Below are 22,969 nucleotides of genomic sequence, written 5' to 3'. Positions count from 1 at the left end.
TGTTCCTATTCGTGCGTCGGCGCGTCAGCGACCGAGAAGCTTGTTCGCGACCTTGGCGTCTGCCTTCGACAGAACCTGGTCCTGGTTGAGGCGACGGGTGCGGCGGCTCGACTTGTGCTCGAGGTTGTGGCGCATACCGGCCTGCTGCTTCTTCAGCTTTCCGCTACCGGTGAGCTTGAAGCGCTTTTTCGCACCCGAGTGGGTCTTCTGCTTCGGCATCTTCTCTTCCTTCGTATGGCGCCTTCTCAGGCGACGGTGTCAACCCGCAGTGCGGGAGTCGGTGGGGCGGATCACTCCGCCGCGGCCGCGGCCGGAGCCCCGGTCTCGCCCTTGGCCTCACGTGCGGCCTGCTTGTTGGCGGCGCGCTGCGCGTCACGAGCGGCGTTCTGCTCCTGCTTGGCCTCGGACTTGCTCTTGAGCGGCGCGACGACCATCACCATGTTGCGGCCGTCGATGGTCGGGTTCGACTCGACCGTGCCGAGCTCGGCGACGTCCTCGGCGAACTTGCGCAGCAGACGCACGCCCTGCTCGGGGCGCGACTGCTCGCGACCGCGGAACAGGATCATAGCCTTGACCTTGTCGCCCGCCTTGAGGAAGCCCTCGGCGCGCTTGAGCTTGGTCGTGTAGTCGTGCGCCTCGATCTTCAGACGGAAGCGGACCTCTTTGAGGACGGTGTTCGCCTGGTTGCGGCGAGCTTCCTTGTCCTTCTGGGCGGCCTCGTACTTGAACTTGCCATAGTCCATGATCTTGACCACGGGCGGCTTCGAGTTGGGGGCGACCTCGACGAGGTCGAGGTCGGCCTCCTGCGCAAGGCGCAGCGCCGCCTCGATGCGGACGACGCCGATCTGCTCACCCGACGGACCGACGAGGCGGACCTCGGGGACGCGGATGCGCTCATTGGTGCGGGGATCGCTGATGCGGAACTCCTTAGACGTGGGGATTCGGCCACCAGGATGCTGTCGGCATCCCGGGCGAATTCGGAGTCGTCCCACCCGCCGGCGTTCAGATGCCGGCTCCGCACCCTGACGACCGGTCCGCTTCTGGAACGGATCCGGTGGAGTGCAAGACCCGGTAGCCTGGAACGGCAAGCGCGGGTGGGAAGTGAATCCTCTTTCGTGCCGGAGCATGACGCTCCGGAGCCCGACACAGTCTAACAGAAGGCAAGGCGAAGTGACGAACCAGGAATCCCACGCGGCGGACCACGAGCGCGAGGAGCGCTGGGCACGACAGGAGGAGGCCGCATCGTCGGCCGTCCGCGACATCGCCGACGTGCCGGCCGTCGAGGTCATCACCACTGCCGCGGTGCACCTCATGAGCGCCGCCGCCGTCAAGCTCGGTCTCGCCGACGAGCCGGATGCCGCCGCTCAGCTCGACCTCGACGAGGCCCGCAAACTCATCAACGCCCTCGCCGGCCTCATCACCGCGGGCGCCCCCGAGATCAGCGACATGCACGCCCGTTCCCTGCGCGACGGCCTCCGCTCGCTCCAGCTGGCGTTCCGCGAGGCATCCGTCATCCCCGACCCGATCGGCAAGGGGCCGGGCGAGAAGTGGACCGGTCCGGTCAACTGATCCGACCGTGCTCCGTCACCGGAGCACCACGGGGTCGGCGAAGGCCGGCCCCGGGCACGCCCCTCCGGTGAACGTCCAGTCGACCGGTTCGACGGTGTCGCGCAGAAGCAGGTCGGTGCCGTCGTAGAGGCGGACGGTCAACCTGTCGGGCGTGCGCATGTCGAGCATCGCACTCCACGTGCCGTCGTCCTGCCGATCCACCCCGAGCATGCTCGTGGGGTCGGCCTCCTCCCCCGGCGCTGGCGTGCAGTCGTTCTCGATGCAGACCTGCATCGCCTCGACGCCGTCGACGGTGCGGGCGTCGATCACGACGGTGCTGATGTAGGCGATAGCCGGGCACGCGACCGCGCACCCCGGCGCCGCGACCGCACCGCCCAGTACAAGGCCGACCGCCGCGGCGACACGACGGCGACGGGTGGTCATGAGCCGAGCGTAGCCAACACGACGACGACGCGCAGCCCGGCGGTCAGACGCTGCGGCGGAGCTTGACGGTCAGCGAGTCGGCGAGCACCGCGATGCGGTCGTCGGATGCCCAGCGCTGCGCGAGCCGCGCCAGCACCGCGTCGAGCACCTCGCGCTCGAGGCCGTCGACCAGTTCGAGCACCACGACCAGCTCGGGACCCCGCAGACGGGCATCGGGATCGCCCGGCGCGACCGACACGTCGATCACCGCCAGCTCGTGCGCCACACTCTCCTGCAGAGCCGCGAACACCTCCGGAGAGAGGAAGCTCGGCTCCCATGTCAGCCCCTGGGCGACGGCCCACACCGCCGGACGGCGGAGGACGAACTCGGTCTCGGCCGTCGGGTCGAGCACGATGAGGTCGGTGTCCTCGGCGGAGGCCGCCAGAGCCGCGCGCAGCGCCTCGACGGGGATGGGCCGGGCGAGCGGATCCCAGACGCGCATGGTGTCGACCGAGGAGAACACCGGCTGCACCCGTCGCCCGTCCGGTGCCGCAACGGTGACGATCGAGAGTTCCTGCGTCTTGTCGACCGCCAGCCCGCTCGGTGCGACGCCCTCTTCGCCCTTCTCCGCGATCAGCGGGATGAGCACTCGGGCGTGCCGGAAGGCATCGACGACCTCGGCCTGGGAACCCTCACCGGCCCGGAATCGCTGCAGGGCGGCGAGCAGTGCGGGGTCGGCCGCGCCGTCGTCGGCGGCGTGCGGGTTGGCCTCGAAACTGCGCCCCGCCCAGGGGACGCCCGCGGAATCGCCGGCGTTCGGGGCGCCGTGGTCGTCAGTCGCCGGCGACATCCAGCGCCTCGGCCAGTGTGAACGCACCGGCGTACAGGGCCTTGCCCACGATCGCGCCCTCGACGCCGAGCGGCACGAGCTCCCGGAGTGCGGCGATGTCGTCGAGGCTCGAGATCCCGCCCGAGGCGACGACGGGCTTGGGAGTGCGCGCGGTGACCTCGCGCAGCAGCTCGAGGTTCGGGCCGCGCAGCGTTCCGTCCTTCGTGACGTCGGTCACGACGTAACGGCTGCATCCGGCATCCTCCAGGCGGTCGAGGACCTCCCAGAGGTCACCGCCCTCCTTGGTCCAGCCGCGCGCCGCGAGGGTCGTGCCCCGAACGTCGAGCCCGACGGCGATCGCCTCGCCGAAGCGGCTGATGACGTCGGCGGCCCACTCGGGGTTCTCGAGGGCGGCCGTGCCGAGGTTGATGCGCGTGGCTCCGCTCTCGAGGGCGGCCTCGAGCGTGGCGTCGTCGCGGATACCGCCCGACAGCTCGATCGAGACGCCGCGGAACTGCTTGATGACCTTGCGCAGGATCGGGGCGTTCGTGCCGCGGCCGAACGCCGCATCGAGGTCGACGAGGTGGATCCACTGCGCGCCCTGCGACACCCACTCCCCTGCCGCGTCGACCGGGTCGCCGTAGCTGGTCTCGGTGCCGGCCTCGCCCTGCGTGAGGCGCACGGCCTTGCCGCCGGCGACGTCCACCGCGGGAAGCAGGGTGAGGGAGGGGGACTGCGCGAAGTCGTTCATGGGGTCCTTGGGTGAGGGGGTTCCGCACCCGTTGCGGGCACGAGAATCGAGGGTACTCTGCGGTGGCGCGCGCCCCAAAACGCGTGACGCGCGCGGACCTCAGAGACTCCGGGTCCAGTTGCGGAGGAGCCGGATGCCCGCCTCGCCGGACTTCTCGGGGTGGAACTGCGTCGCCGACAGCGGGCCGTTCTCGACGGCCGCCAGGAACGGGTCGCCGTAGGTCGTCCAGGTGAGCACCGGCTGCGGGAACGGCGGGATGACGTCGAGCTCCCACTTCTGCGCCGCGTAGGAGTGCACGAAGTAGAACCGCTCGTCTTCGATGCCGTCGAAGAGGATGCTGTCCTCGCCGGGCGCGACGGTGTTCCAGCCCATGTGGGGCAGCACGGGGGCGTTGAGCTCGGTGACCGCTCCCGGCCACTCCCCCAGCCCCTCGGCGTCCTGCCCGCGCTCGACACCGTGCTCGAAGAGCACCTGCATGCCCACGCAGATGCCGAGCACCGGGCGTCCACCGGCGAGCCGTCGGCCGATGATCTCGTCGCCGCCGTGCGCGCGCAGGGCGTCGCGGACCGCGGCGAACGCACCGACACCGGGCACCACCAGCCCGTCGGCCTCCAACGCTTCGGCACGGTCGCGGGTGAGCACCGCGTCGGCACCCGCCGCGACGAGCGCCTTCACGGCGGAGTGCACGTTGCCCGACTCGTAGTCGAACACCGCGACGCGGGGTGCGCGGCTCACAACGCGCCCTTCGTCGACGGGATGCCCTGCACAAGCGGATCGAGGGCCTTGGCCTGGCGGAACGCGCGGGCGAACGCCTTGTACTCGGCCTCGGCGATGTGGTGGGGGTCGCGCCCGCCCAGGACGCGGACGTGGACGGTGAGGGCCGCGTTGAACGCGATCGCCTCGAACGTGTGGCGCACGAGCGAGCCCGTGAAGTGACCGCCGATCAGGTGGTGCTCGAACCCGGCCGGCTCCCCCTCGTGCACGAGGTACGGGCGGCCCGAGATGTCGACGACCGCCTGCGCCAGCGCCTCGTCGAGCGGCACGAGCGCGTCGCCGTAGCGCGAGATGCCGGCCTTGTCGCCGAGGGCCTCGCGAATGGCCTGTCCGAGCACGATCGAGATGTCTTCGACGGTGTGGTGCGCATCAATGGCCGTGTCGCCGGACGCCCGCACGGTGAGATCGGTGAGCGAGTGCTTCGCGAAGGCCGTGAGCATGTGGTCGAAGAACGGCACCGACGTGTCGATACGGCTCTCCCCGGTGCCGTCGAGGTTCAGCTCGAGCTCGACGGTGGACTCCGACGTGCTGCGCACGCGACGCGCGGTGCGCGGGGTCGAGGCGGGGGTGCTCATGACTCCGATCCTATCGAGGCCAGGGCCTCGAGGAACGCCGTGGTCTCGGCCTCGGTGCCGGCCGTCACGCGCAGGTGACCGGGGATGCCGACGTCGCGGATGAGCACGCCGCGGTCGTACAGCTCCTGCCACGTGCGCTTCGGGTCGGCGACGCCGCCGAAGAGCACGAAGTTCGACCACGAGTCGTGCGGCGTGTACCCGAGCGCCTCGAGGGTCGCCGAGATGCGGTCGCGCTGCGCGACGATCTCCTCGACCATGCCCAGCATCACGTCGGCGTTGCGGAGGGCGGCCGAGGCGGCGGCCTGGGTCAGTGCGCTGAGGTGGTACGGCAGCCGCACGAGACGGAGCGCGTCGATGAACGAGGGGTCGGCGGCGAGATAGCCCACGCGTGCGCCCGCGAAGGCGAACGCCTTGCTCATGGTGCGCGACACCGCGAGCCGCGGGCGTCCATCGAGCAGGGTGAGCGCCGACGGGGCGTCGTGCGGCGCGAACTCCTGGTAGGCCTCGTCGACGACGACCACACCGCGCGTCGCCTCGTAGACCGCCTCGACGACGTCGAGACCGAGGGGCGTGCCCGTCGGGTTGTTGGGAGCGCAGAGCAGCACGACGTCGGGATCGACCTGTTCGATCTGGGCGACCGCCTCGTCGGCGGTGAGCGTGTAATCGGGTTCACGGCGACCCGCGACCCACCGCGCGCCGGTGCCCTGCGCGAGCAGCGGGTACATGGAGTACGTCGGCGCGAAGCTGAAGACCGTACGCCCAGGACCGGCGAACGCCTGGAGGATGTGCTGCAGCACCTCGTTCGAGCCGTTGCCCGCCCAGATCTGCGAGGCGTCGAGGCCGTGCCCCAGGTACTCCGCGAAGCCCTCGCGAAGCGCGGTGAACTCGCGGTCGGGGTAACGGTTGACGTCACGCAGCGCCACGGCGATGTCGTCGAGGATGTCGCTCGCCACCTCGTCGGGAACCGGATGCGTGTTCTCGTTGACGTTCAGGGCGATGGGAAGCGGCGCTTGCGGAGCCCCATAGGGGGTGAGGCCTCGGAGATCGTCGCGGAGCGGCAGGTCGTCGAGTGAAGAAGTCACCCCTCCATGCTAGGCCGCCGAGCAGGAGCCTCAGCCCGCGTAGGCCGTGGGGATCGACAGTTCCTGACCGATCTGGAGCACGCCGCCCTGCAGCATGTTCAGGCGGGTGATCTCGCCGATCACCTCGCGGGGGTCGGCGGTCGGAGCGATCTCGGCCGCGATGGACCAGAGGGTGTCGCCGGGCATGACCGTCACCGTCTCGAAGGTGGCCGAAACCGCGGGGGCCTCGTTCGAGGCGAGGGCGTCGCCGCCGCTGAGCGCGGCGAAGGCGATCCCGCCGGCGAGCGGGAGGGCGGCGAGAGCGAGCAGTACGCGACGACCGCGCGTCGTGATCCGGAGCCGCGTGGCGCCGGTCGGAAGGACGGGTGCGGTGGGGAAGGTGATCGTGCTCATGTCTGTCTCCTCTGCCTCTCTCCGGTGACCGGAGTTCGTCATCGCCCGCAAGCGATGACCACGTTGGCGTAGCGTTCGCATCCGCCACTCGGCCGGGAGGGGCGGGTGCGAAGCTACGTTCCGAAGGTATCTTCGAATTCGAACATCTGTCAAGCTTTCTTCGAACTCGTTCGCACGGATTCGTCGACACGCTCGAACAGATCTTCCAGATCCGTCGTCCTCTCGGATACGGTTTCGATAACGACAGACCATCACGGGCCACCGACATTGCGACGCGACGCCCGGATCCGCGCTTCGAAGGAGCACCATGAGCGACATCGCCGCCCCCGATTCCGAGGTCACGCGCACGCGCCGTCGCAAGAACCTCAGCGCGAAGCAGATGGCGATCCTCGAGGTCATCCAGGCGTCGATCGCCCAGCAGGGCTACCCGCCGAGCATGCGCGAGATCGGAGACGCGGTCGGCCTCAAGTCGCTGTCGAGCGTCACCCACCAGCTCGGCCAGCTCGAGCTCAGCGGCTACCTCCGCCGCGACCCTGGCAAGACCCGCGCCATGGAGGTGCTCATCGACCTCCCCGGCACGTCCGCCGAGAACCCCGCCGACGTCGCGACCCCCGTCGGCGATGCGGCTCTGGTGCCGCTGGTCGGTAGGATCGCCGCCGGAGTACCGATCACCGCGGACCAGCAGGTCGAGGAGATCTTCCCCCTCCCCCGTCAGCTCGTGGGCAAGGGCGACCTGTTCATGCTCAAGGTGTCGGGCGAATCGATGATCGACGCCGCGATCTGCGACGGCGACTGGGTGGTCGTGCGCTCGCAGCACACGGCCGAGAACGGCGAGATCGTCGCGGCCATGCTCGACGGCGAGGCGACCGTGAAGACCTTCCGCCGTCGCGACGGCCACACCTGGCTGCTCCCCCGCAACTCCGCGTTCGAACCGATCCTCGGCGACGAGGCCGTCGTGCTCGGCAAGGTCGTGGCGGTGCTGCGCGCCGTCTGACCGCATCCGAGCACCAACGACGGAGCCGCCCTCCCCGATCGGGAGGGCGGCTCTGTCGTTGCTGGTCGCGTCGGACCGTGCGTCTCGCGTCAGACCGCGACGGACACGTCCTCGCGGACCCGCCGCGTCGCCTCGACGATGTTGCGCAGCGACTGTGTCGTCTCGTCGTACCCGCGGGTCTTCAAGCCGCAGTCCGGGTTCACCCAGAGCTGACGCGTCGGGATCGCCTCGACCGCACGGCGCAGCAGCGCCTCGATCTCGTCGACACCGGGAACCCGCGGCGAGTGGATGTCGTAGACACCCGGGCCGATGCCGTGGTCGAAGCCGACCTCGGCGATGTCCGCGACGACCTCCATGCGGCTCCGGGCGGCCTCGATCGACGTGACGTCGGCGTCCAGCGCACGGATCGCGTCGATCACGACCCCGAATTCGGAGTAACAGAGGTGCGTGTGAATCTGCGTCGCGGCGGCCGCTCCACCCGTGGCGAGACGGAACGAGGCCACCGACCAGTCGAGGTAGGCCGGCTGGTCGGCCGCCTTGAGCGGCAGCAGCTCGCGCAGAGCGGGCTCGTCGACCTGGATGATCGCGATGCCGGCGGCCTCGAGATCGGCGATCTCGTCCCGCAGGGCGAGCGCCACCTGGTTGGCGGTCTCGCCGAGCGGCTGGTCGTCGCGCACGAACGACCAGGCGAGGATCGTGACCGGTCCCGTGAGCATCCCCTTCATGTGCTTCGTCGTGAGCGACTGGGCGAACGACGACCAGTCCACGGTGATCGGTGCGGGACGCGAGACGTCTCCCCAGAGGATCGACGGGCGCGTCGCGCGCGAGCCGTAGGACTGCACCCAGCCGTTCTCCGTGACGGCGAAGCCGTCGAGATTTTCGGCGAAGTACTGCACCATGTCGTTGCGCTCGGGCTCGCCGTGCACCAGCACGTCGAGACCGAGGTCCTCCTGCAGGGAGACGACGCTCGCCACCTCGCGACGCAGGAAGTCGTCGTAGTCCTCGGCAGGGATCTCGCCCCGGGTGAACCGCGCCCGCGCCCGACGGATGTCGGGGGTCTGCGGGAACGACCCGATCGTCGTCAGCGGGAGGGCGGGGAGGCCCAGCGCCTCCTGCGCACCCTCGCGCTCGGCGTACGAGACGCGTGAGAAGTCGGCATCCGCGAGCGTCCGCTCGCGCACCGCACCGTCGCGCACCCCGGGAGCCGACAGCCGGTCGGTCAGGGCCGCGGATGCCTCGTCGAGGGCATCCGCGATCGCCTCGCGGCCCGCGGTGAGACCGCGCGCGAGGACGACGACCTGCTCGACCTTCTGATCGGCGAACGCGAGCCACGACACGAGGCGTCGGTCGAGAGCCGACTCGTCGGCGACGTCGTGCGGCACGTGCAGCAGCGAGGTCGAGGGGGATGCCGCGACGGCGGCGGCGCCGAGTCCGCGCAACTCCTCCAGGCGGTCGAAGGCGGCCGACAGGTCGCCGCGCCAGATGTTGTGTCCGTCGATGACGCCGCCGACGAGGACCTTGTCGGCGAGTCCGGGTGCCGCGGTCGGCACGCCGCCGCGCACGAGGTCGACCGCGATGGCCTCGACCGGGGCTGCGGCGATCACGGGGAAGACGGCGCCCAGGTCGGCGTACGGTGCGGCGACGAGGATGGCGGGTCGGTTCTGCGCTCCGCCGAGCACCGCGAGCGCCCGCTCCGCTGCGGCGGAGAGCTGCTCGACGGTCGCGGGCAGCGACTCGCTGACGAGCGCGGGTTCGTCGAGCTGCACCCAGGCCGCGCCCGCGTCGCGGAACCGAGCGAGCAGGTCGACGTACACCGGCAGCAGGTCGTCGAGGCGGGACAGCGGGTCGAAGCCCTCGGGGGCGTCGTCCGAGGCCTTCGCGAGCGCGAGCAGCGTGACCGGCCCGACGACCGTGGGGCGCGTCACGTAGCCGGCCGCGGCGGCCTCGGCCACCTGCTGCACCAGACGGTCGGACGCCAGCGAGAACACCGTCTCAGGACCGATCTCGGGCACGAGGTAGTGGTAGTTCGAGTCGAACCACTTCGTCATCTCGAGCGGCGCGCGCTCGCCCTCGCCACGGGCCACCGTGAAGTACGCCGGCAGACCGATCGTGCCATCGGCGTCGCGCAGGTCGTCGAAGCGGGTGGGGATGGCGCCCACCGTGACGGCGGCGTCGAGCACCTGGTCGTAGTACGAGAACGACTCGGGGATCGCCGAGTCGTCGCGGCCGAGGCCCAGTGCGGCGAGGCGCTCGCGGGTCGCTCCGCGCAGGTCGGCAGCGGTGCGCTCCAGCTCCTGCTCGTCGATGCGTCCGGCCCAGAAGGCCTCGACGGCCTTCTTGAGCTCGCGGCGCCGGCCGATGCGGGGATATCCCAGGATGGTGCCCTCGGGGAATGCGGTCATTGTCTTTCCTTTCGGCGGGGTCTAGCGGCGCAGGGCCGGGAGGATGCCGGCCTCGGCGAGGACGGTGAGAACGGTGTCGTGCTGGTTGAAGGCGTAGAGGTGCACGCCGGGCGCGCCGCCCGCGACCACATCGCGAGCGAGCCGCGCGGCCCACGCGATGCCGATCTCGCGGCGCCCCTCGGGCGTCGGCTCGACCTCGAGGGCGACCGACAGTTCGCCGGGCAAGTCCTCCCCCGTGAGTTCCAGCACGCGGGCGAGCCGGGCGGGCGAGGTGATCGGCATGATCCCGGGGAGGATCGGGATCACCACTCCTCCCGCCCGCGCGCGCTCGACGAAGGCCAGGTAGTCGTCGGCGTGGAAGAACAGCTGCGTGATCGCGAAGGTCGCCCCCGCCGCCTGCTTCGCCAGCAGGGCCTCGACGTCCTGCGTGCGATGCGTCGCGCGCGGATGCCCCTTGGGGAACGCGGCGACGGCGATGCTGGCCCGGCGCCGCGGGTCGACGCGCGCCGCGCCGGGGAGGCCGGGCACGGGGGCCTCCTCGTACGGTGCCCGCTCGGCCTGAACGCGGTCGATGAGCTGCACGAGCTGTGCGGCGCTCTCGAGATCGCCGAGGTACCCCTCGGTCTGCCCGGCGGGCGGATCGCCGCGGAGCGCGAGGAAGCTCAGGATGCCGGCGTCGAGGAACTCGCGGATCAGCTTCGCGGCCCCGGCATAGGTGTTCCCGACGCACGTGAGGTGCGCCAGCGGCTCGACGTCGGTGTGCTCGCGGATGAAACGCAGCACCTCGAGGGAGCGCCCCCCGCTCGATCCGCCCGCGCCGTAGGTCACCGAGAGGAAGTCGGGTCCTGCTGCGGCGAGGTGCCGCACGGTGTCGTGCAGCGCCTCCTCGCTCGACGCCGATCGGGGCGGGTAGAGCTCGAAGGAGAACGGCACGCGGGAGGTGCCGGGGGGCGGAGTCACGACGGACATCTCTTCTCCTGGGGACAGGGCGGGCCGGGGGCCGCGCACGACGCAGACGGGGCATCATTCGCGGGCGGGTGCCGGGCTCGGCTGTCGCTCCACGCCGCGGCGGACCGGGCGTTTCCACGAAGGTAGAACACCGCGCCCCGCACGTGCACGCTCTGTGACGCCGTGTGTCGGCGGATGCCCCGGGCGGGACGCCTAGGCTCGGAACATGGCGTCTCCCTCCGGTTCCTGGCCCTCCCCGTTCACCGCGTCGTCGGTCGCCGCCGCGTCGCCGCGCCTCGACGGCGCCCGCTTCGTGGGCGAGGAGATCTGGTGGGGCGAGTCGGTGCCCGACGAGGGCGGGCGCATGTCGGTGCGCTCCTCGCTCGGCGACGAGGTGCTCGCCGCGCCCTGGAGCGCGCGCTCGCGCGTGCACGAGTACGGCGGCGGCGCGTGGACCGCCGACGCCGACGGCACGCTCTACTTCGTCCACGCCGCCGATCAGCGCGTCTACCGCGCGCGGCGCGACGCGGAACCCGAGCCCCTGACGTCCGCCGGGCCCGCGCACGGCGGCCTCCGCCTGCATCGCGGACGTCTGCTCGCGGTGCGCGAGGACCTGTCCGTCGAGCCGCATCGGCGGGCGGTCGTCGAGATCCCCACCGACGGATCGGCCGCAGACGACGACGCGGCTGTCGCCCGCCTCGCCGAGGGCACCGAGTTCTTCGCCCACCCCGCCCTCTCGCCGGACGGCACACGCCTGGCGTGGGTGCAGTGGGACGGCCGTCGCATGCCGTGGGATGCGGCGACCCTCCGTGTGCGCGACCTCGCCTCCGGCGAGACGACGGACACCCCGACGCGCGCGGCCCTGCAGCCGGAGTGGCTCGACGACGCCACGATCCTGTTCGCCGACGACCCCTCCGGACGCTGGACTCTCCACCGCCTCGACCTCGACGGCGTGCGTCCGCGGGGCGCGGCGCGCGCGCTCGACGCCCTCGACGCGTCCGATGCCGACACCGGGTACGGGCTGTGGGTGCTCGGCAACCGCTGGTACCGGCCGCTCGCCGACGCACGGCTCGTCGCCGTGCGCACGCACGGACGGGACGAGGTCGTCGTGACAGGCCGCGAGGGCGCGGAGCGGCTTCCCCTGCCGTGCGACGGGCACGTCAGCATCGAGGATGCGACCGGATCGCTCGTGCTCGTCACCGGCAACGGCTCGGCCACGGCATCCGGCGTCTGGTGCGTCGACGTCGACACCCGGCAGGTCGTCGCGGTGCGGGGCGGAGAACCGGTCGATCCCGCGTGGATGCCGCCCGCACGGCCTCTGACGGTCGACGGGCCGCACGGTCCTGTGCACGCCTTCGCCTACGCCCCGGCGAACCCCGGCGCGACCGCTCCGGCCGGCGAACGGCCGCCGTACGTCGTGCTCGTGCACGGGGGTCCGACCGCGCACGTGACCGGGGCGGCGTCGGCGGCGATCGCGTTCTACACGAGCCGGGGCATCGGCGTGCTCGACGTCAACTACGGCGGCTCGACCGGCTACGGTCGCGCGTACCGGGAACGCCTGCTCGGCCAGTGGGGCGTGGTCGACGTCGACGACGTCGTCACGGCCGCCCGTGGCCTGGTCGATGCGGGCCTGGCCGACCCTGCGCGCCTCGCCATCCGCGGCGGGTCCGCCGGCGGATGGACGGTGCTCTCGGCGCTCGCCCGCGGCGGCACCTTCGCCGCCGGCATCTCGCGCTACGGGGTCACCGACCTGCGGATGCTGGTCGCCGACTCCCCCGACTTCGAGCGGCACTACATCGACGGTCTCGTCGGCCCGCTGCCGGAGGCGGAACAGCTGTACGTCGAGCGGTCGCCCCTGCAGAACGCCGACCGCATCGACGTGCCGGTGCTGCTGCTGCAGGGCGGCGAGGACCGGGTCGTGCCGCCCGCGCAGTCGGAGGCGATCCGCGATGCGCTCGCGCGCCGCGGCATCGACCACGAGTACGTGCTCTACCCCGAGGAGGGGCACGGCTTCCGTCGCGGCGAGACCATCGTCGACTCCCTCGAGAGGGAGCTGACGTTCCTCGGACGGGTGTTCGGGTTCACGCCGCAGCTCTGAGCGGCCTGCGGATTACTCTCCGACGCGGTTGCGCAGACGCATGGCGCGTTCGGCCTCGCGCGTGTCCTGACGCTCGCGGAGGGTCTGGCGCTTGTCGTACTCGCGCTTGCCCTTCGCGAGGGCGATCTCGACCTTGGCGCGCCCGTCGGAGAAGTACAGCTTCAGCGGGATCAGGGTGTATCCGCCGGCCGAGACGGCGTGCGCGAGCTTCGCGATCTCCTCGCGGTGCAGCAGCAGCTTGCGGATGCGCTTCGCCGAGTGGTTCGTCCAGTGCCCCTGGGAGTACTCGGGGATGTGCACGGCGTCGAGGAACACCTCGTTGCCCTTGACGAACGCGTAGCCGTCGGACAGGTTCGCCCGTCCCTGGCGCAGCGACTTGACCTCGGTGCCGGTCAGCACCATCCCCGCCTCGTACGACTTCTCGATGTTGTAGTCGTGACGTGCGCGACGATTGGTCGCGATGACCTTCTCCCCGCGTTCCCTGGGCATGATGCTCTCCTGATCCGTGCCGTGCGGGCGCACAGCAGCCTTACAGCATACCGTCCGTCGAACAGGTCGGTCGACGCCGGCGATAGCGATCAGGTGCGCAGCCACCGCCGGATCGCGAACCCGGCCGACAGCGCCGCGAGCACCACGCCGATCCCGATCAGCACGGGCACGACCCACGCCGCGTCCTGCATGCCGATCCAGGTGGTGATGAAAGGCACCCGTCCGCGCAGGTACCCGTTCACGCCGAAGTGCACGCCGGCGACGATGGCGGCGCTCGCGAGCGCCGAACCCAGTAGCGCGGCGAACACGCCCTCGAGCACGAACGGCGTCTGGATGAAGCGGTTCGACGCGCCGACGAGGCGCATGATGCCGATCTCCTTGCGCCGCGCGTAGGCGGACAGCCGGATGGTCGTGGCGATGAGCAGCGTCGCCGCGATGAGCATGAGCACCGCGATGCCGACGGCGATGTAGGTGGCGACGGTCAGCGCCGAGAACAGCGGCTCGAGGTACTGCAGCTGGTCCTTCACCTGCTCGACGCCGACCTGCCCGTTGAACGCCTCGTAGATCACGGTCGATTGCGACGGGTCCTTCATGGTGACGAAGAACACCTCGAACGCCTGGTCGGGCGTCAGCACGCTCGCCTGATCCTCGCCGAGCTGATCGACGAGCTTCGCGTAGGTGTCTTCGCGCGAGTCGAAGGTCGTCGAGCTGATCAGCGGGGCGAGCGCATCGCCCTCGAGCTGATCGCGCACCGACTGCACCTGCTCCTCGCTGGCGGCTCCGTCGACGCAGGTGTCTGCGACCGACACCGACGAGCACATGTACACCGCGACCTGCGCGCGCTCGCTCCAGTACCCGCGCATCACGCCGATCTGGGACTGCATGAGGATCGCCGCGCCGACGAACGTCAGCGACACGAACGTGACGAGCACGACCGAGATGACCATCGACAGGTTGCGCCGAAGGCCGACGAGGGCCTCGGTGAGGATCAGACCGATTCTCATGAGGTCGGCCCCACTTCCTCGTCGTCGGCATCCGAGAGTCCCAGGCGATCGGCGACCCCCAGCTCCGCGACATCGACGGCGGGGAGGACGATCGGGCGGGTGCCCGGCGCGGCGGGTGCGTCGACCGACTCGTCGTCGGGGGCGGGCGTCGTGACCGACGGCTGCGCGGCAGCGGTCGGCTGCGCGGCAGCGGTCGGCGTGGTGCGGGCCGGCTCGGACGACGCATCGGACGAGGGCGCGGCGTCGCGAGACGGGCCGGATGCCGCGGCGCGGCGCTGCGCGTCGAGCTCGCCGACGAGAGCCGCACGGACGACCGAGAGGTCGGCGGTCTGCCGCTGCACCTCCTGCACGGCGGTGAGCGCGGCGGCCGCGGCCGCGCCGCGCACCTCCTCGGGGGCCAGACGGGGGATGTTCGAGGTGTCGCCGTACCCGCCGTGGGTCTCGTCGCGCACCATGACGCCGTCCTTCAGCTCGATCACGCGGCGCTGCATCTGGTCGACGAAGGCGGCCTCGTGCGTCGCCATGAGCACCGTGGTGCCGCCGGCGTTGATGCGCGCGAGCAACTGCATGATGCCGACGGAGGTCGCCGGGTCGAGGTTGCCGGTGGGCTCGTCCGCGAGCAGGATCTGCGGGCGGTTGACGAGCGCGCGGGCGATCGCGACGCGCTGCTGCTCGCCACCCGACAGCTCGTGCGGCATGCGCTTCTGCTTGCCGTCGAGGCCGACCAGGGCGAGCGCCTCGGGCACCGCCTGCTGGATGAATCCGCGGGACGAGCCCGTCACCTGCAGGGTGAAGGCGACGTTCTGGTACACCGTCTTGGACGGCAGCAGGCGGAAGTCCTGGAACACCGAGCCGATGTGGCGGCGGAAGTACGGCACCTTCCGGTTGGCGAGGGCGCGCAGATCGCGACCGAGCACGGCGACGCGTCCGCTCGACGGCACGTCCTCGCGGAGGATGAGCCGGAGGCAGGACGACTTGCCGGACCCGGAGGCGCCGACGAGGAAGACGAACTCGCCCCGCTGCACCTCGAAATCCACACCGGACAGGGCGGGCTTCGACGTCCCGCGGTAGCGCTTCGTGACGTTCTCGAACCGAATCATGGCGATACGAGCCTACGTGCGCGCCGGCGCGGCGACCGGGCACGACACCCCGGCCGCCGGCATCCGGATGGGCAATGCTGCCCGTCCTCGCGCCGGATGCTCGTCGGAGACCGCTGCTATACAGGAGGGGACGCCTGCGCCGTCGGGGCGGGCCGCGATGCGAGGGGGACCCATGACGACACCTGCCGGCTGGTACGACGACGGCTCCGGACGCCAGCGCTGGTGGGACGGGCAGCAGTGGACCGATCACTACGCGCCGGATGCCGCGGCGTCGGCTCCCTCGTCCCCACCGTCCTCCCCATCGTCCGAGGCCTCCCCCTATTCCCCTCCCGCAGCGCCCGCTGCGGTCGGATATGGCTCCGCCCCGTCCGGTGCCGGGTACGGCGCACCCGGCACCTACGGCGCTCCCGGTGGGTACGGCGCGGTGGCCGACGCACCGAAGCCGATGTCGGTGGTCGGCCTCGTCGGGTTCGGACTTGCGGTGCTCGGCACCATCCTGGTGCTCTTCCCGATCACCATGATCTTCGGATGGGTGCTGCTCTTCGCCGGGTTCGTCGTGTCGATCGTGTCGCTGTTCCTGCGCGGTAAGAAGTGGCCAGGGATCACCGGCATCGGAGTCTCGATCCTCGGCACGATCGTCGGCGTGATCGCCTTCTTCGTGCTGCTCGCGATGGGCATCACCCAGACCGCCATCGAGGTCGCCGAGTCGCTGCCGTCGTCGTCGCCCTCGTACGGCAGCGAGACCTCCAGCCCGTCGCCCGAGCCCGAGGAGACCACCGGCGGGGCAGGCCGGCCGACCGTCGAGGAGGTCGCGGTCGGGGTGAGGGCCGTGGTCGACCAGACCGCCGACGCCGGTTTCACCGACGAGCAGATCACCTGCATCGCGCAGGAGTTCGTCGACTCCGACATCCCCGACGACACGCTGCGGGAGATCGCCGAGAGCGACGGCACGTTCACCGACCCCGACGCCGCCTACGAGTTCAGCGAGAAGCTGACCTCGGCCGCGGGGGTGTGCCTGTTCTGACAGACGCACGCCGACCGTCACACGAGGAAGCCCCCGGGAGCACTGCTCTCGGGGGCTTCGTCGAAGATCGAAGGGACGCTCAGTCCTCTTCCGGGCGCTTCCGCCAGCGGATGCCCGCCGAGATGAAGCCGTCGAGGTCGCCGTCGAACACCGCCGCGGGGTTGCCCGACTCGTGGCCGGTGCGCAGGTCCTTCACGAGCTGCTGACCGTAGAGGAAGTACGACCGCATCTGGTCGCCCCAGCTCGCGGTGATGTTGCCGGCGAGCTCCTTCTTCTTGGCGGCCTCCTGCTCCTTCTGCAGCAGCAACAGGCGGGTCTGGAGCACGCGCATGGCGGCGGCGCGGTTCTGGATCTGCGACTTCTCGTTCTGCATCGACACGACGATGCCGGTCGGGAGGTGGGTGAGGCGCACGGCGGAGTCGGTCGTGTTGACCGACTGGCCGCCCGGGCCCGAGGAGCGGAACACGTCGACGCGGATGTCGTTCTCGGGGATGTCGACCTCGGTCGCCTCCTCCATGAGGGGGATGACTTCGACGGCGGCGAACGACGTCTGGCGCTTGTCGGCCGAGCCGAACGGGCTGATGCGGGCGAGACGGTGCGTGCCGGCCTCGACCGACAGCGTGCCGAACGCGTAGGGGGCGTCGATCTCGAACGTGGCGGATTTGATGCCCGCACCCTCGGCGTACGAGGTGTCCATGACCTTGACCGGGTACTTGTGCTGCTCGGCCCAGCGCAGGTACATGCGCATGAGCATTTCGGCGAAGTCGGTGGCGTCGTCGCCGCCGGCGCCGGAGCGGATCGTGATGATCGCCGCGCGGTCGTCGTACTCGCCGTCGAGCAGCGTCTGCACCTCGAGCTGGTTGATGAGCTCGCCGAGGGCTGCGAGCTCGTTGCGCGCCTCCTGCGCCGAATCCTCGTCGCCCATCTCGTTCGCCAGGTCGACGAGCACTTCGAGGTCGTCGAGGCGCTGCGCGATTCCGGTGATGCGGGCGAGTTCGGACTGGCGGTGGCTGAGCGCGCTGGTCACCTTCTGCGCGCGCTCGGTGTCGTCCCAGAGGTCGGGGGCGCCGGCCTCTTCGCTGAGGCGCGCGATGTCCTCGCGCAGACGGGTGACGTCGACGACCTCGCTGATGTCGCCGAAGGTGTGCCTGAGCGCCTGGATGTCGGCGGAGAGATCGAGTTCGAGCATGGCACCCCAGCCTATCCTGTCGCCGCTCCCCGTGCGTCCGCGGGGGTAGCCTCGAACGGTGAGCGGTGCTTCGACGGTCCTTCGGCGGTTCGGACCGATGGTGTACCTGCCGACGGTCCTGTTCTCTCTCGGTGAGGGCGCGGTGATCCCGCTCATCCCCGTCATCGCGTCACAGCTCGGCGCCGATGTCGCCTTCGCCGCTCTCGTCGCGTCGGCGCTCGTGGTGGGGCAGCTGTGCGGCAACCTCCCCGCGGGGTGGGCGGTGGCGCGCATCGGAGAACGCCTCACGATGGTCGTCGCCGGCGTCATCGCGATCCTGGCGGGCGTCGGGATGGTCTTCTCCCCCTCCATCGGCCTGCTCGCGGCATCCGTCTTCGTGCTGGGGTTCTGCGCCGCGGCGTTCGGCCTGGCCCGGCACGCCTTCATGACGACGCGCGTGCCGATCGCGATGCGCGCTCGGGCCCTGTCGCTGCTGGGCGGCAGCTTCCGCCTGGGCATCTTCATCGGTCCGTTCGTCGCCGCCGGCCTGCTGGCGCTTTTCGGCACCGAGCTGGCCGCCATCTGGTTCTTCCTCGTGTGTCTCGTCGTCATGGTCGTCCTCGTGCTGTTCGGACCCGACCCCGAGAAGACCGTGCCCGTGGCGGTCACCCCGATCCGCACCGGCACGGCGGACGACACCACAGTCGCCGCCGCCGCTGCCACCACGGCGCGCACTCCCCCGACCGGCGTGTTCCGCACCATGTGGCGCCAGCGCACCGTGTTGAGCCGCCTGGGCCTGGCCGCCGCCTCGCTGTCGGCGGTGCGGTCGGCCCGCCAGGTCGTCCTGCCGCTGTGGGGGCTGTCGCTCGGACTCGATGCGCAGACCATCGCGCTGGTCGTCGGGATCTCGGGGGCGATCGACTTCGCGCTGTTCTACGCCAGCGGGCAGGTGATGGACCGCTTCGGGCGCATGTGGGCGGCGATGCCGGCGATGATCCTCATGGGCGCGGGCTTCCTCGCCCTCTCGCTCACCCACGACGTCGAGGCGCCGGTGCTGTGGTTCGGCATGTTCGCCGCCGTGCTCGGCGTCGGCAACGGCCTGTCGAGCGGCATCCTGCTCACCCTCGGCGCCGATGTGGCGCCGGCGCGCGAGCCGGCGGCGTTCCTCGGCTCGTGGCGCACGCTCACCGACGCGGGCGGGGCGGCGGCTCCCCTGCTCGTGTCGGGCATCACGGCGATCGCATCGCTGCCGATCGCGGCCGCGGCGATGGGCGTGATCGGCCTGCTCGGCGCCCTCGGCTTCGTGCGGTGGATCCCACGGTTCGTGCCGCGCGCGGCCCCTCCCGGCGACCCGCGCTGACCCGGCGCCTCCTTCTACACTCGTAGTCATGAGTGGAGTCCTCGTCACCGGCGCGACGGGGTTCATCGGCGGTCACATCGTGCGCGAGCTGCTGGACGCCGGCCATGAGGTGATCGGTGCGAGCCGCTACCCGCTCCGCCCCGAGACCCGATACCTCCTCGGCCCCGACGTCGACCGTCTGCGCCTGGAGTTGCTTCCCGCCGACGATATCGAGGGCATCCGGCGCGTCTGCGAGCGGCACCGCCCCGACGCCGTGGTTCACGTCGATGCCGTCGTCGATGTGGCGGGGCTCCGCACCGCGCCGATGCGCGCCCTGGAGAGCAATGTCCTGCCGACCCTGCGTCTGCTCGAAGCGGCGCGCGACACGGGTGTGCGGTCGGTCGTCTACCTGTCGTCGATCGCCGTGCTGCCGGGCATCCGCACCGAACCGATCCCCGTCCACCACCCCACCGTCACCGCGACCGAGGGTCCGGGCGGCGGGTTCTACGGCGCGTCGAAGGCCGCCGCCGAGGTGTTCGCTCTCGAGTACGTGACGAGCTTCGGAATGGACGTGCGCATCGTGCGCCCCTCGGCCGTGTACGGCTTCGGGATGCAGTGGCCCATCGGCCTCAAGCCGCTCGTCGAGGGCGGCGTCGACGGGATCGAGGTCGACCTCGGTACCGCGCCCCTGCCGTCGCGCGACTTCACCCACGTCGCCGACGTCGCGGGAGTGGTGGCCCGGCTGCTGGAGCATCCGCCGACGCCGCAGCGGGTCTTCTACGCCGCCACCGGGCGCGCGCTCGTCAGCGAGGAGGAGTTGATCGAGACCGTTCGCCTGCAGCTCCCCGACCTGCGGGTGCGGTTCGCTCCGGCGAGCGGCGCCGAGTCCGTCGCCGCGTCCGTCGAGAGCGCGTACCGCGGTGTGCTCGACGTGTCGGCGCTGCGCGACGAGCTCGGCTACTCTCTGCGCTTCCCCGACCTGCACGACGGGATCGCGGAGTACATCGCCGCGTACCGGGCCTTCCGCGGCGCCTGATCGGCGCCGCGGAACCGGGTCACCGGGCGAACATCTGCAGCGCGGCGGCGAGTTCGGGATGCGTCTGCGCGTACTCCGGTGCGGGAACGCCCTCGACGGCCGCCTGCCAGGCCTGGCGGATGCTGGCCGCCCCCGCCGCGGGCCCGTCGGGGTGCGCCATGATGCCCCCGCCGCACACGTACATGAGGTCGACGGTTCCGAGGGCCGCATACGTGTCGGCGGCCTGATCGGCGGACTGCGCCGACGAGAACACGGGCATCACCGCGGGGTGCCCGTTCTGCGGCTGCAGGCAGGCGCGCGCGGAGCGGAGAACCGACTCGTCGGGCTCCCAGAACTTGTTGCGCAGTCCGTTCACGTGCAGCTGGTCGGCGCCCGCCAGCCGCCAGAGCTGCGACCACACCCCGTACGAGTACCCGAGCATCGGGTCGCGCGTCATCGCGCCCCAGCCGTTGCGGTGGGCGTGGATGGGGAGGGCACTGCGCTCGCGGACCGCACGCAGCGCCCCGATGCCGACGGCGTTCACGCTGACCATGACGCACGTGCCCCCGGCCTCGGCGACGGCGTCGACGTGCCGCAGCATCTCGTCGAGCTCGTCGGTGACGTTCACGGCGTACATCGCGAGGGCGCCGGTGTCGTCGGCGGCGTCATGGAGACTGCGCATGACGGCGCCCAGCCGCTCGTCGAACGGCGAGTGGGGCGAGTTCGCCATGAGCTCGTCGTCTTTGATGAAGTCCAGGCCGGCGCGCGCCAGGTCGCCCGCGAGGGAGGCGGTCTCGTCGGGCGTCAGCCCCACGCTGGGCTTGATGATGGTGCCGATGATCGGGCGGCCGTGCACCCCGGCCAGTCGCCGCGTGCCTTCGATGCCGAACTGCGGGCCCGGGTGCGCCTCGCCGAATGCGGCCGGCAGCTCGAGGGCCTCGAGCCGGATGCCGCTGAGCTGGTGCAGTTCGAACAGGTTGCCGGCGACCGTGGCGAGCAAGTTCGGCAGGGCCGTGCCGACGTTGTCGAGGGGGAACGAGAGCTCGACCTCGGCGCGGCGGTAGCGGCCGTCGGCCGGCACCACGCCGCCGCTCAGCGACGGGGAATCGCCGTCGTCCAGCGGGGTGATGCGCTCGACGGTGGCCCCATGCCGGGCGTGCAGCTCGGGGGTCTCGCCGGGCAGGGCGACGAACGTGCCGGTGGACTGCTCGCCGGCCATCGCGGCGGCGGCGCGTTCGAGGCTGTCGCCGGTCTCGATGACGTAGTGGGCGTGGATGCGGTCGGTGCTCATGCTGTCCCGTCTGTGTGGAGGAGGATGTCGAAGGGCGCGATCGTGCGCGGCGGCATCGACACGAGGCCGTCGAGGGCGACGTGGCGGGGGCGGTCGGTGGTGTTCGCGAGGACGACGACCACGCTCCCGTCGATGCGGAGCGCGATCCCCGCGACGGAGGGATCGTCGGTGGTGAGCCGGAGGGCGCCGTCGGCCGAGAACGCCGCGGCCAGCACGTCGGAGACGGGTGTGCGTCCGCCGTCGGCGTGGAGGATGCCCCGCGGGCCCGCATGCTCGAACAGCGTCGCGTCGCCGACCTCTGCGGCCGACAGCGCCGCGAGCACGGCGACGGTCCACGCCGCGGCGAAGGGGTCGTGCTGGCGAGCGTCGATCGTGGCCGGGTCGAGGCCCTCGCCGACGGGGAGCGGCGCCGCGGTCGCGTAGAGGTTGCGCCGCGGGCGCAGCGTCACGGGAGACACCGTGACGTGCGCGGAGCCGCCGCGGTGGCGGGCGGTCGCGATCATCGCCGGGTACGCCTCGGTGGTCTGCATCACCGCGAGGGCGGCGTCGTCGTGCACCTGGGCGTTGATCGACAGGGCGACCCCGTCGCCGACGGATGCCGGGGGGAAGCGGTTGAGCTCGGCGAGGTTGCCGTCGGTGCCCCCGCGGACGGGCGTCGCCGTGGGCACGAGCGCGCGCACCGCGGCGAGCGCGGCGGCCGTGGTGGTCGGCGCTCCGGAGCTGTACACGAGCACGTGGTCCACGGCGGCGTTGTCGAGAAGCGGGGCGATCACCGCGTTCGGTGCTCCGTCGGAGACCGTGAGGGCGAGTTCGACGGGCAGCCCGGCGGCTGCCGCCTCGGCGAGCGCCGTCGCCCCCGACACGTCGCCGTGCGTGTCGACGGTGACGTCGACGCGGACCCACGCGGGGCGCAGCTCGGCGAGGGCGTCCGCGGCCCGGGAGTGCCCCGGCGCCCATCCGGTGCCGAGGCGCGGCCAGGAGGCCGGCTCGTCGTGGATGCGCACCGTGGCGTTCCGCGGCGCGCGGTCGGCCGGCGGAGGGAGGGTGCCGGTCGCGCGCAGGGTGATGCTCTGGCGCACGGTCTCCCCCGGGTCGAGCGCGTAGGGGAAGGGCAGGGACAGCGGACGGCTGTAGGTCTTGAACGACGCATCCGACCAGTTGCGCTGGTCCTCGGTCTCGAAGGCGTCTCCCTCGAACAGGATCTCGATGTCGGCGCCGTCGTCGGTCCGCTGCCGGAACCCGGCGACGTCGAGGAACGGCTGGTGCGGGGAGACGAGCTCGGGGAAGCGCGACGGCTGCACCGAGCCGTCGGTGTGGATGACGTCGACGGGGCGGCCGGCCCCGTCGAGGGCGTGCAGCGCGACCAGCCCGATGCGGTTGGTCCGCGTCGCCCCGCCCGCTCGCCCGTCGAACGTCATCCGCACCGTGCTGTCGGGAAGACCGGTGACGGTGCCGGTCCAGACGAGGTCGACGCCCGCCCCGCGGTGCGCCGAGGTGAACGTCACCGAGAACCCGTCCTCGTCGATCTCGCATCGCTCGATCGTGACGACCCCATCGACGGTGCCCCAGTCCGCGTCGCGCACGACCCCCGCGAGGCCGCGGAGCACCTCGTGGTCGCCGAGTCGGACGTGCCGCAGCACGCCGCGGTCGTCGAGGTCGAGCGTCCAGGCGCCGGCCCGCAGCATCCGTGTCATCGTCGTTCCCGTCATCGCATCCGATCCT

General features: G+C 71.4%; 23 protein-coding genes. 6 read left to right on the top strand and 17 right to left on the bottom strand.

Translation table 11 applies throughout. The features are described 5' to 3' along the window. Positions 1–24: 24 nt before the first annotated feature. Positions 25–219 carry a 50S ribosomal protein L35 gene (rpmI, locus tag AC3A3J_RS07870; protein ID WP_487671741.1) on the bottom strand — a complete coding sequence of 65 codons (195 nt, stop codon included), beginning with the start codon at positions 217–219 and terminating at the stop codon, positions 25–27. 71 nt (positions 220–290) lie between these two features. Next, positions 291–917, bottom strand: a complete 627-nt coding sequence (infC, locus tag AC3A3J_RS07865) for a translation initiation factor IF-3 (RefSeq protein ID WP_487671779.1) — start codon at positions 915–917, stop codon at positions 291–293. Positions 918–1,170: 253 nt separating this feature from the next. Here infC and AC3A3J_RS07860 point away from each other — a divergent pair, with 253 nt between their 5' ends. Further along, positions 1,171–1,569 (top strand): DUF1844 domain-containing protein, encoded by a 399-nt coding sequence (locus AC3A3J_RS07860; protein ID WP_314650713.1) that lies wholly within the window; start codon positions 1,171–1,173, stop codon positions 1,567–1,569. A 15-nt stretch (positions 1,570–1,584) separates the two neighbouring features. On the opposite strand, the gene AC3A3J_RS07855 is transcribed toward AC3A3J_RS07860, so the two are convergent. The 7 genes from AC3A3J_RS07855 to AC3A3J_RS07825 form a co-directional block, all read right to left on the bottom strand. After that, positions 1,585–1,992, bottom strand: coding sequence for a hypothetical protein (locus tag AC3A3J_RS07855; RefSeq protein WP_487671740.1), 408 nt, complete (start codon positions 1,990–1,992; stop codon positions 1,585–1,587). Positions 1,993–2,035: 43 nt separating this feature from the next. Beyond that, entirely contained in the window at positions 2,036–2,821 is a 786-nt protein-coding gene (locus tag AC3A3J_RS07850) for an SseB family protein (RefSeq protein ID WP_487671739.1), read from the bottom strand. Further along, positions 2,805–3,551 (bottom strand): bifunctional 1-(5-phosphoribosyl)-5-((5-phosphoribosylamino)methylideneamino)imidazole-4-carboxamide isomerase/phosphoribosylanthranilate isomerase PriA, encoded by a 747-nt coding sequence (gene priA, locus AC3A3J_RS07845; protein WP_314650717.1) that lies wholly within the window; start codon positions 3,549–3,551, stop codon positions 2,805–2,807. Before priA ends, AC3A3J_RS07850 begins: the two co-directional genes overlap by 17 nt. 99 nt (positions 3,552–3,650) lie before the next feature. Continuing rightward, complete coding sequence (gene hisH, locus AC3A3J_RS07840) at positions 3,651–4,286, bottom strand: imidazole glycerol phosphate synthase subunit HisH (RefSeq protein WP_487671738.1); 636 nt, start codon at positions 4,284–4,286, stop codon at positions 3,651–3,653. Continuing rightward, a complete protein-coding gene (gene hisB / locus AC3A3J_RS07835) occupies positions 4,283–4,900 on the bottom strand; it encodes an imidazoleglycerol-phosphate dehydratase HisB (RefSeq protein WP_487671737.1) in 618 nt (205 codons plus the stop codon). The genes hisH and hisB overlap by 4 nt, the downstream gene beginning before the upstream one ends. Further along, complete coding sequence (locus AC3A3J_RS07830; protein WP_487671736.1) at positions 4,897–5,982, bottom strand: histidinol-phosphate transaminase; 1,086 nt, start codon at positions 5,980–5,982, stop codon at positions 4,897–4,899. The genes hisB and AC3A3J_RS07830 overlap by 4 nt, the downstream gene beginning before the upstream one ends. 30 nt (positions 5,983–6,012) lie before the next feature. After that, positions 6,013–6,375, bottom strand: a complete 363-nt coding sequence (locus AC3A3J_RS07825; RefSeq protein WP_487671735.1) for a LysM peptidoglycan-binding domain-containing protein — start codon at positions 6,373–6,375, stop codon at positions 6,013–6,015. A 307-nt stretch (positions 6,376–6,682) separates the two neighbouring features. On the opposite strand from AC3A3J_RS07825, the gene lexA reads away from it, so the two are divergent. Beyond that, a complete protein-coding gene (gene lexA, locus AC3A3J_RS07820) occupies positions 6,683–7,369 on the top strand; it encodes a transcriptional repressor LexA (protein ID WP_487671734.1) in 687 nt (228 codons plus the stop codon). 89 nt (positions 7,370–7,458) lie between these two features. Here the strand turns inward: lexA and metE are convergent, their stop codons facing one another. Together metE and AC3A3J_RS07810 are read right to left on the bottom strand one after the other, a co-directional pair. Further along, positions 7,459–9,771 carry a 5-methyltetrahydropteroyltriglutamate--homocysteine S-methyltransferase gene (metE, locus tag AC3A3J_RS07815; RefSeq protein WP_487671733.1) on the bottom strand — a complete coding sequence of 771 codons (2,313 nt, stop codon included), beginning with the start codon at positions 9,769–9,771 and terminating at the stop codon, positions 7,459–7,461. A gap of 21 nt (positions 9,772–9,792) precedes the next feature. Continuing rightward, positions 9,793–10,731 (bottom strand): methylenetetrahydrofolate reductase, encoded by a 939-nt coding sequence (locus AC3A3J_RS07810; RefSeq protein WP_487671732.1) that lies wholly within the window; start codon positions 10,729–10,731, stop codon positions 9,793–9,795. 214 nt (positions 10,732–10,945) lie between these two features. Between AC3A3J_RS07810 and AC3A3J_RS07805 the strand changes: the two genes are divergently transcribed. Beyond that, positions 10,946–12,817, top strand: a complete 1,872-nt coding sequence (locus AC3A3J_RS07805) for a S9 family peptidase (RefSeq protein WP_487671731.1) — start codon at positions 10,946–10,948, stop codon at positions 12,815–12,817. A 12-nt stretch (positions 12,818–12,829) separates the two neighbouring features. Here the strand turns inward: AC3A3J_RS07805 and smpB are convergent, their stop codons facing one another. The 3 genes from smpB to ftsE all read right to left on the bottom strand — a co-directional run bounded on the left by smpB (position 12,830) and on the right by ftsE (position 15,410). Beyond that, a complete protein-coding gene (gene smpB / locus AC3A3J_RS07800) occupies positions 12,830–13,306 on the bottom strand; it encodes an SsrA-binding protein SmpB (RefSeq protein WP_050722832.1) in 477 nt (158 codons plus the stop codon). Between the two features lie 89 nt (positions 13,307–13,395). After that, positions 13,396–14,310, bottom strand: a complete 915-nt coding sequence (gene ftsX, locus AC3A3J_RS07795) for a permease-like cell division protein FtsX (protein ID WP_487671730.1) — start codon at positions 14,308–14,310, stop codon at positions 13,396–13,398. Next, the gene (gene ftsE / locus AC3A3J_RS07790; RefSeq protein WP_487671729.1) at positions 14,307–15,410 is read right to left on the bottom strand and encodes a cell division ATP-binding protein FtsE; all 1,104 of its coding nucleotides are present in this window, start codon (positions 15,408–15,410) and stop codon (positions 14,307–14,309) included. The genes ftsX and ftsE overlap by 4 nt, the downstream gene beginning before the upstream one ends. Positions 15,411–15,582: 172 nt before the next feature. Here ftsE and AC3A3J_RS07785 point away from each other — a divergent pair, with 172 nt between their 5' ends. Further along, the gene (locus tag AC3A3J_RS07785; RefSeq protein WP_487671728.1) at positions 15,583–16,434 is read left to right on the top strand and encodes a DUF2510 domain-containing protein; all 852 of its coding nucleotides are present in this window, start codon (positions 15,583–15,585) and stop codon (positions 16,432–16,434) included. Between the two features lie 79 nt (positions 16,435–16,513). On the opposite strand, the gene prfB is transcribed toward AC3A3J_RS07785, so the two are convergent. Then, a complete protein-coding gene (gene prfB, locus AC3A3J_RS07780) occupies positions 16,514–17,623 on the bottom strand; it encodes a peptide chain release factor 2 (RefSeq protein WP_487671727.1) in 1,110 nt (369 codons plus the stop codon). Positions 17,624–17,720: 97 nt separating this feature from the next. On the opposite strand from prfB, the gene AC3A3J_RS07775 reads away from it, so the two are divergent. Together AC3A3J_RS07775 and AC3A3J_RS07770 are read left to right on the top strand one after the other, a co-directional pair. Further along, positions 17,721–18,962: an MFS transporter gene (locus tag AC3A3J_RS07775; RefSeq protein ID WP_487671778.1), complete on the top strand. Its 1,242-nt coding sequence runs from the start codon at positions 17,721–17,723 to the stop codon at positions 18,960–18,962. Between the two features lie 28 nt (positions 18,963–18,990). Beyond that, complete coding sequence (locus tag AC3A3J_RS07770) at positions 18,991–19,977, top strand: NAD-dependent epimerase/dehydratase family protein (protein WP_487671726.1); 987 nt, start codon at positions 18,991–18,993, stop codon at positions 19,975–19,977. A gap of 19 nt (positions 19,978–19,996) precedes the next feature. Here AC3A3J_RS07770 and AC3A3J_RS07765 read toward each other — a convergent pair whose 3' ends face one another. Together AC3A3J_RS07765 and AC3A3J_RS07760 are read right to left on the bottom strand one after the other, a co-directional pair. Then, positions 19,997–21,247: a ribulose-bisphosphate carboxylase large subunit family protein gene (locus tag AC3A3J_RS07765; RefSeq protein WP_487671725.1), complete on the bottom strand. Its 1,251-nt coding sequence runs from the start codon at positions 21,245–21,247 to the stop codon at positions 19,997–19,999. Beyond that, complete coding sequence (locus AC3A3J_RS07760) at positions 21,244–22,956, bottom strand: D-apionate lactonase family protein (protein ID WP_487671724.1); 1,713 nt, start codon at positions 22,954–22,956, stop codon at positions 21,244–21,246. The genes AC3A3J_RS07765 and AC3A3J_RS07760 overlap by 4 nt, the downstream gene beginning before the upstream one ends. Positions 22,957–22,969 lie beyond the last annotated feature (13 nt).

The sequence above is a fragment of the Microbacterium sp. Soil_N32 genome (assembly GCF_057655505.1).
Note: the sequence above shows the minus strand (reverse complement) of the source record. Positions and strands in the feature narration are given on the sequence as shown.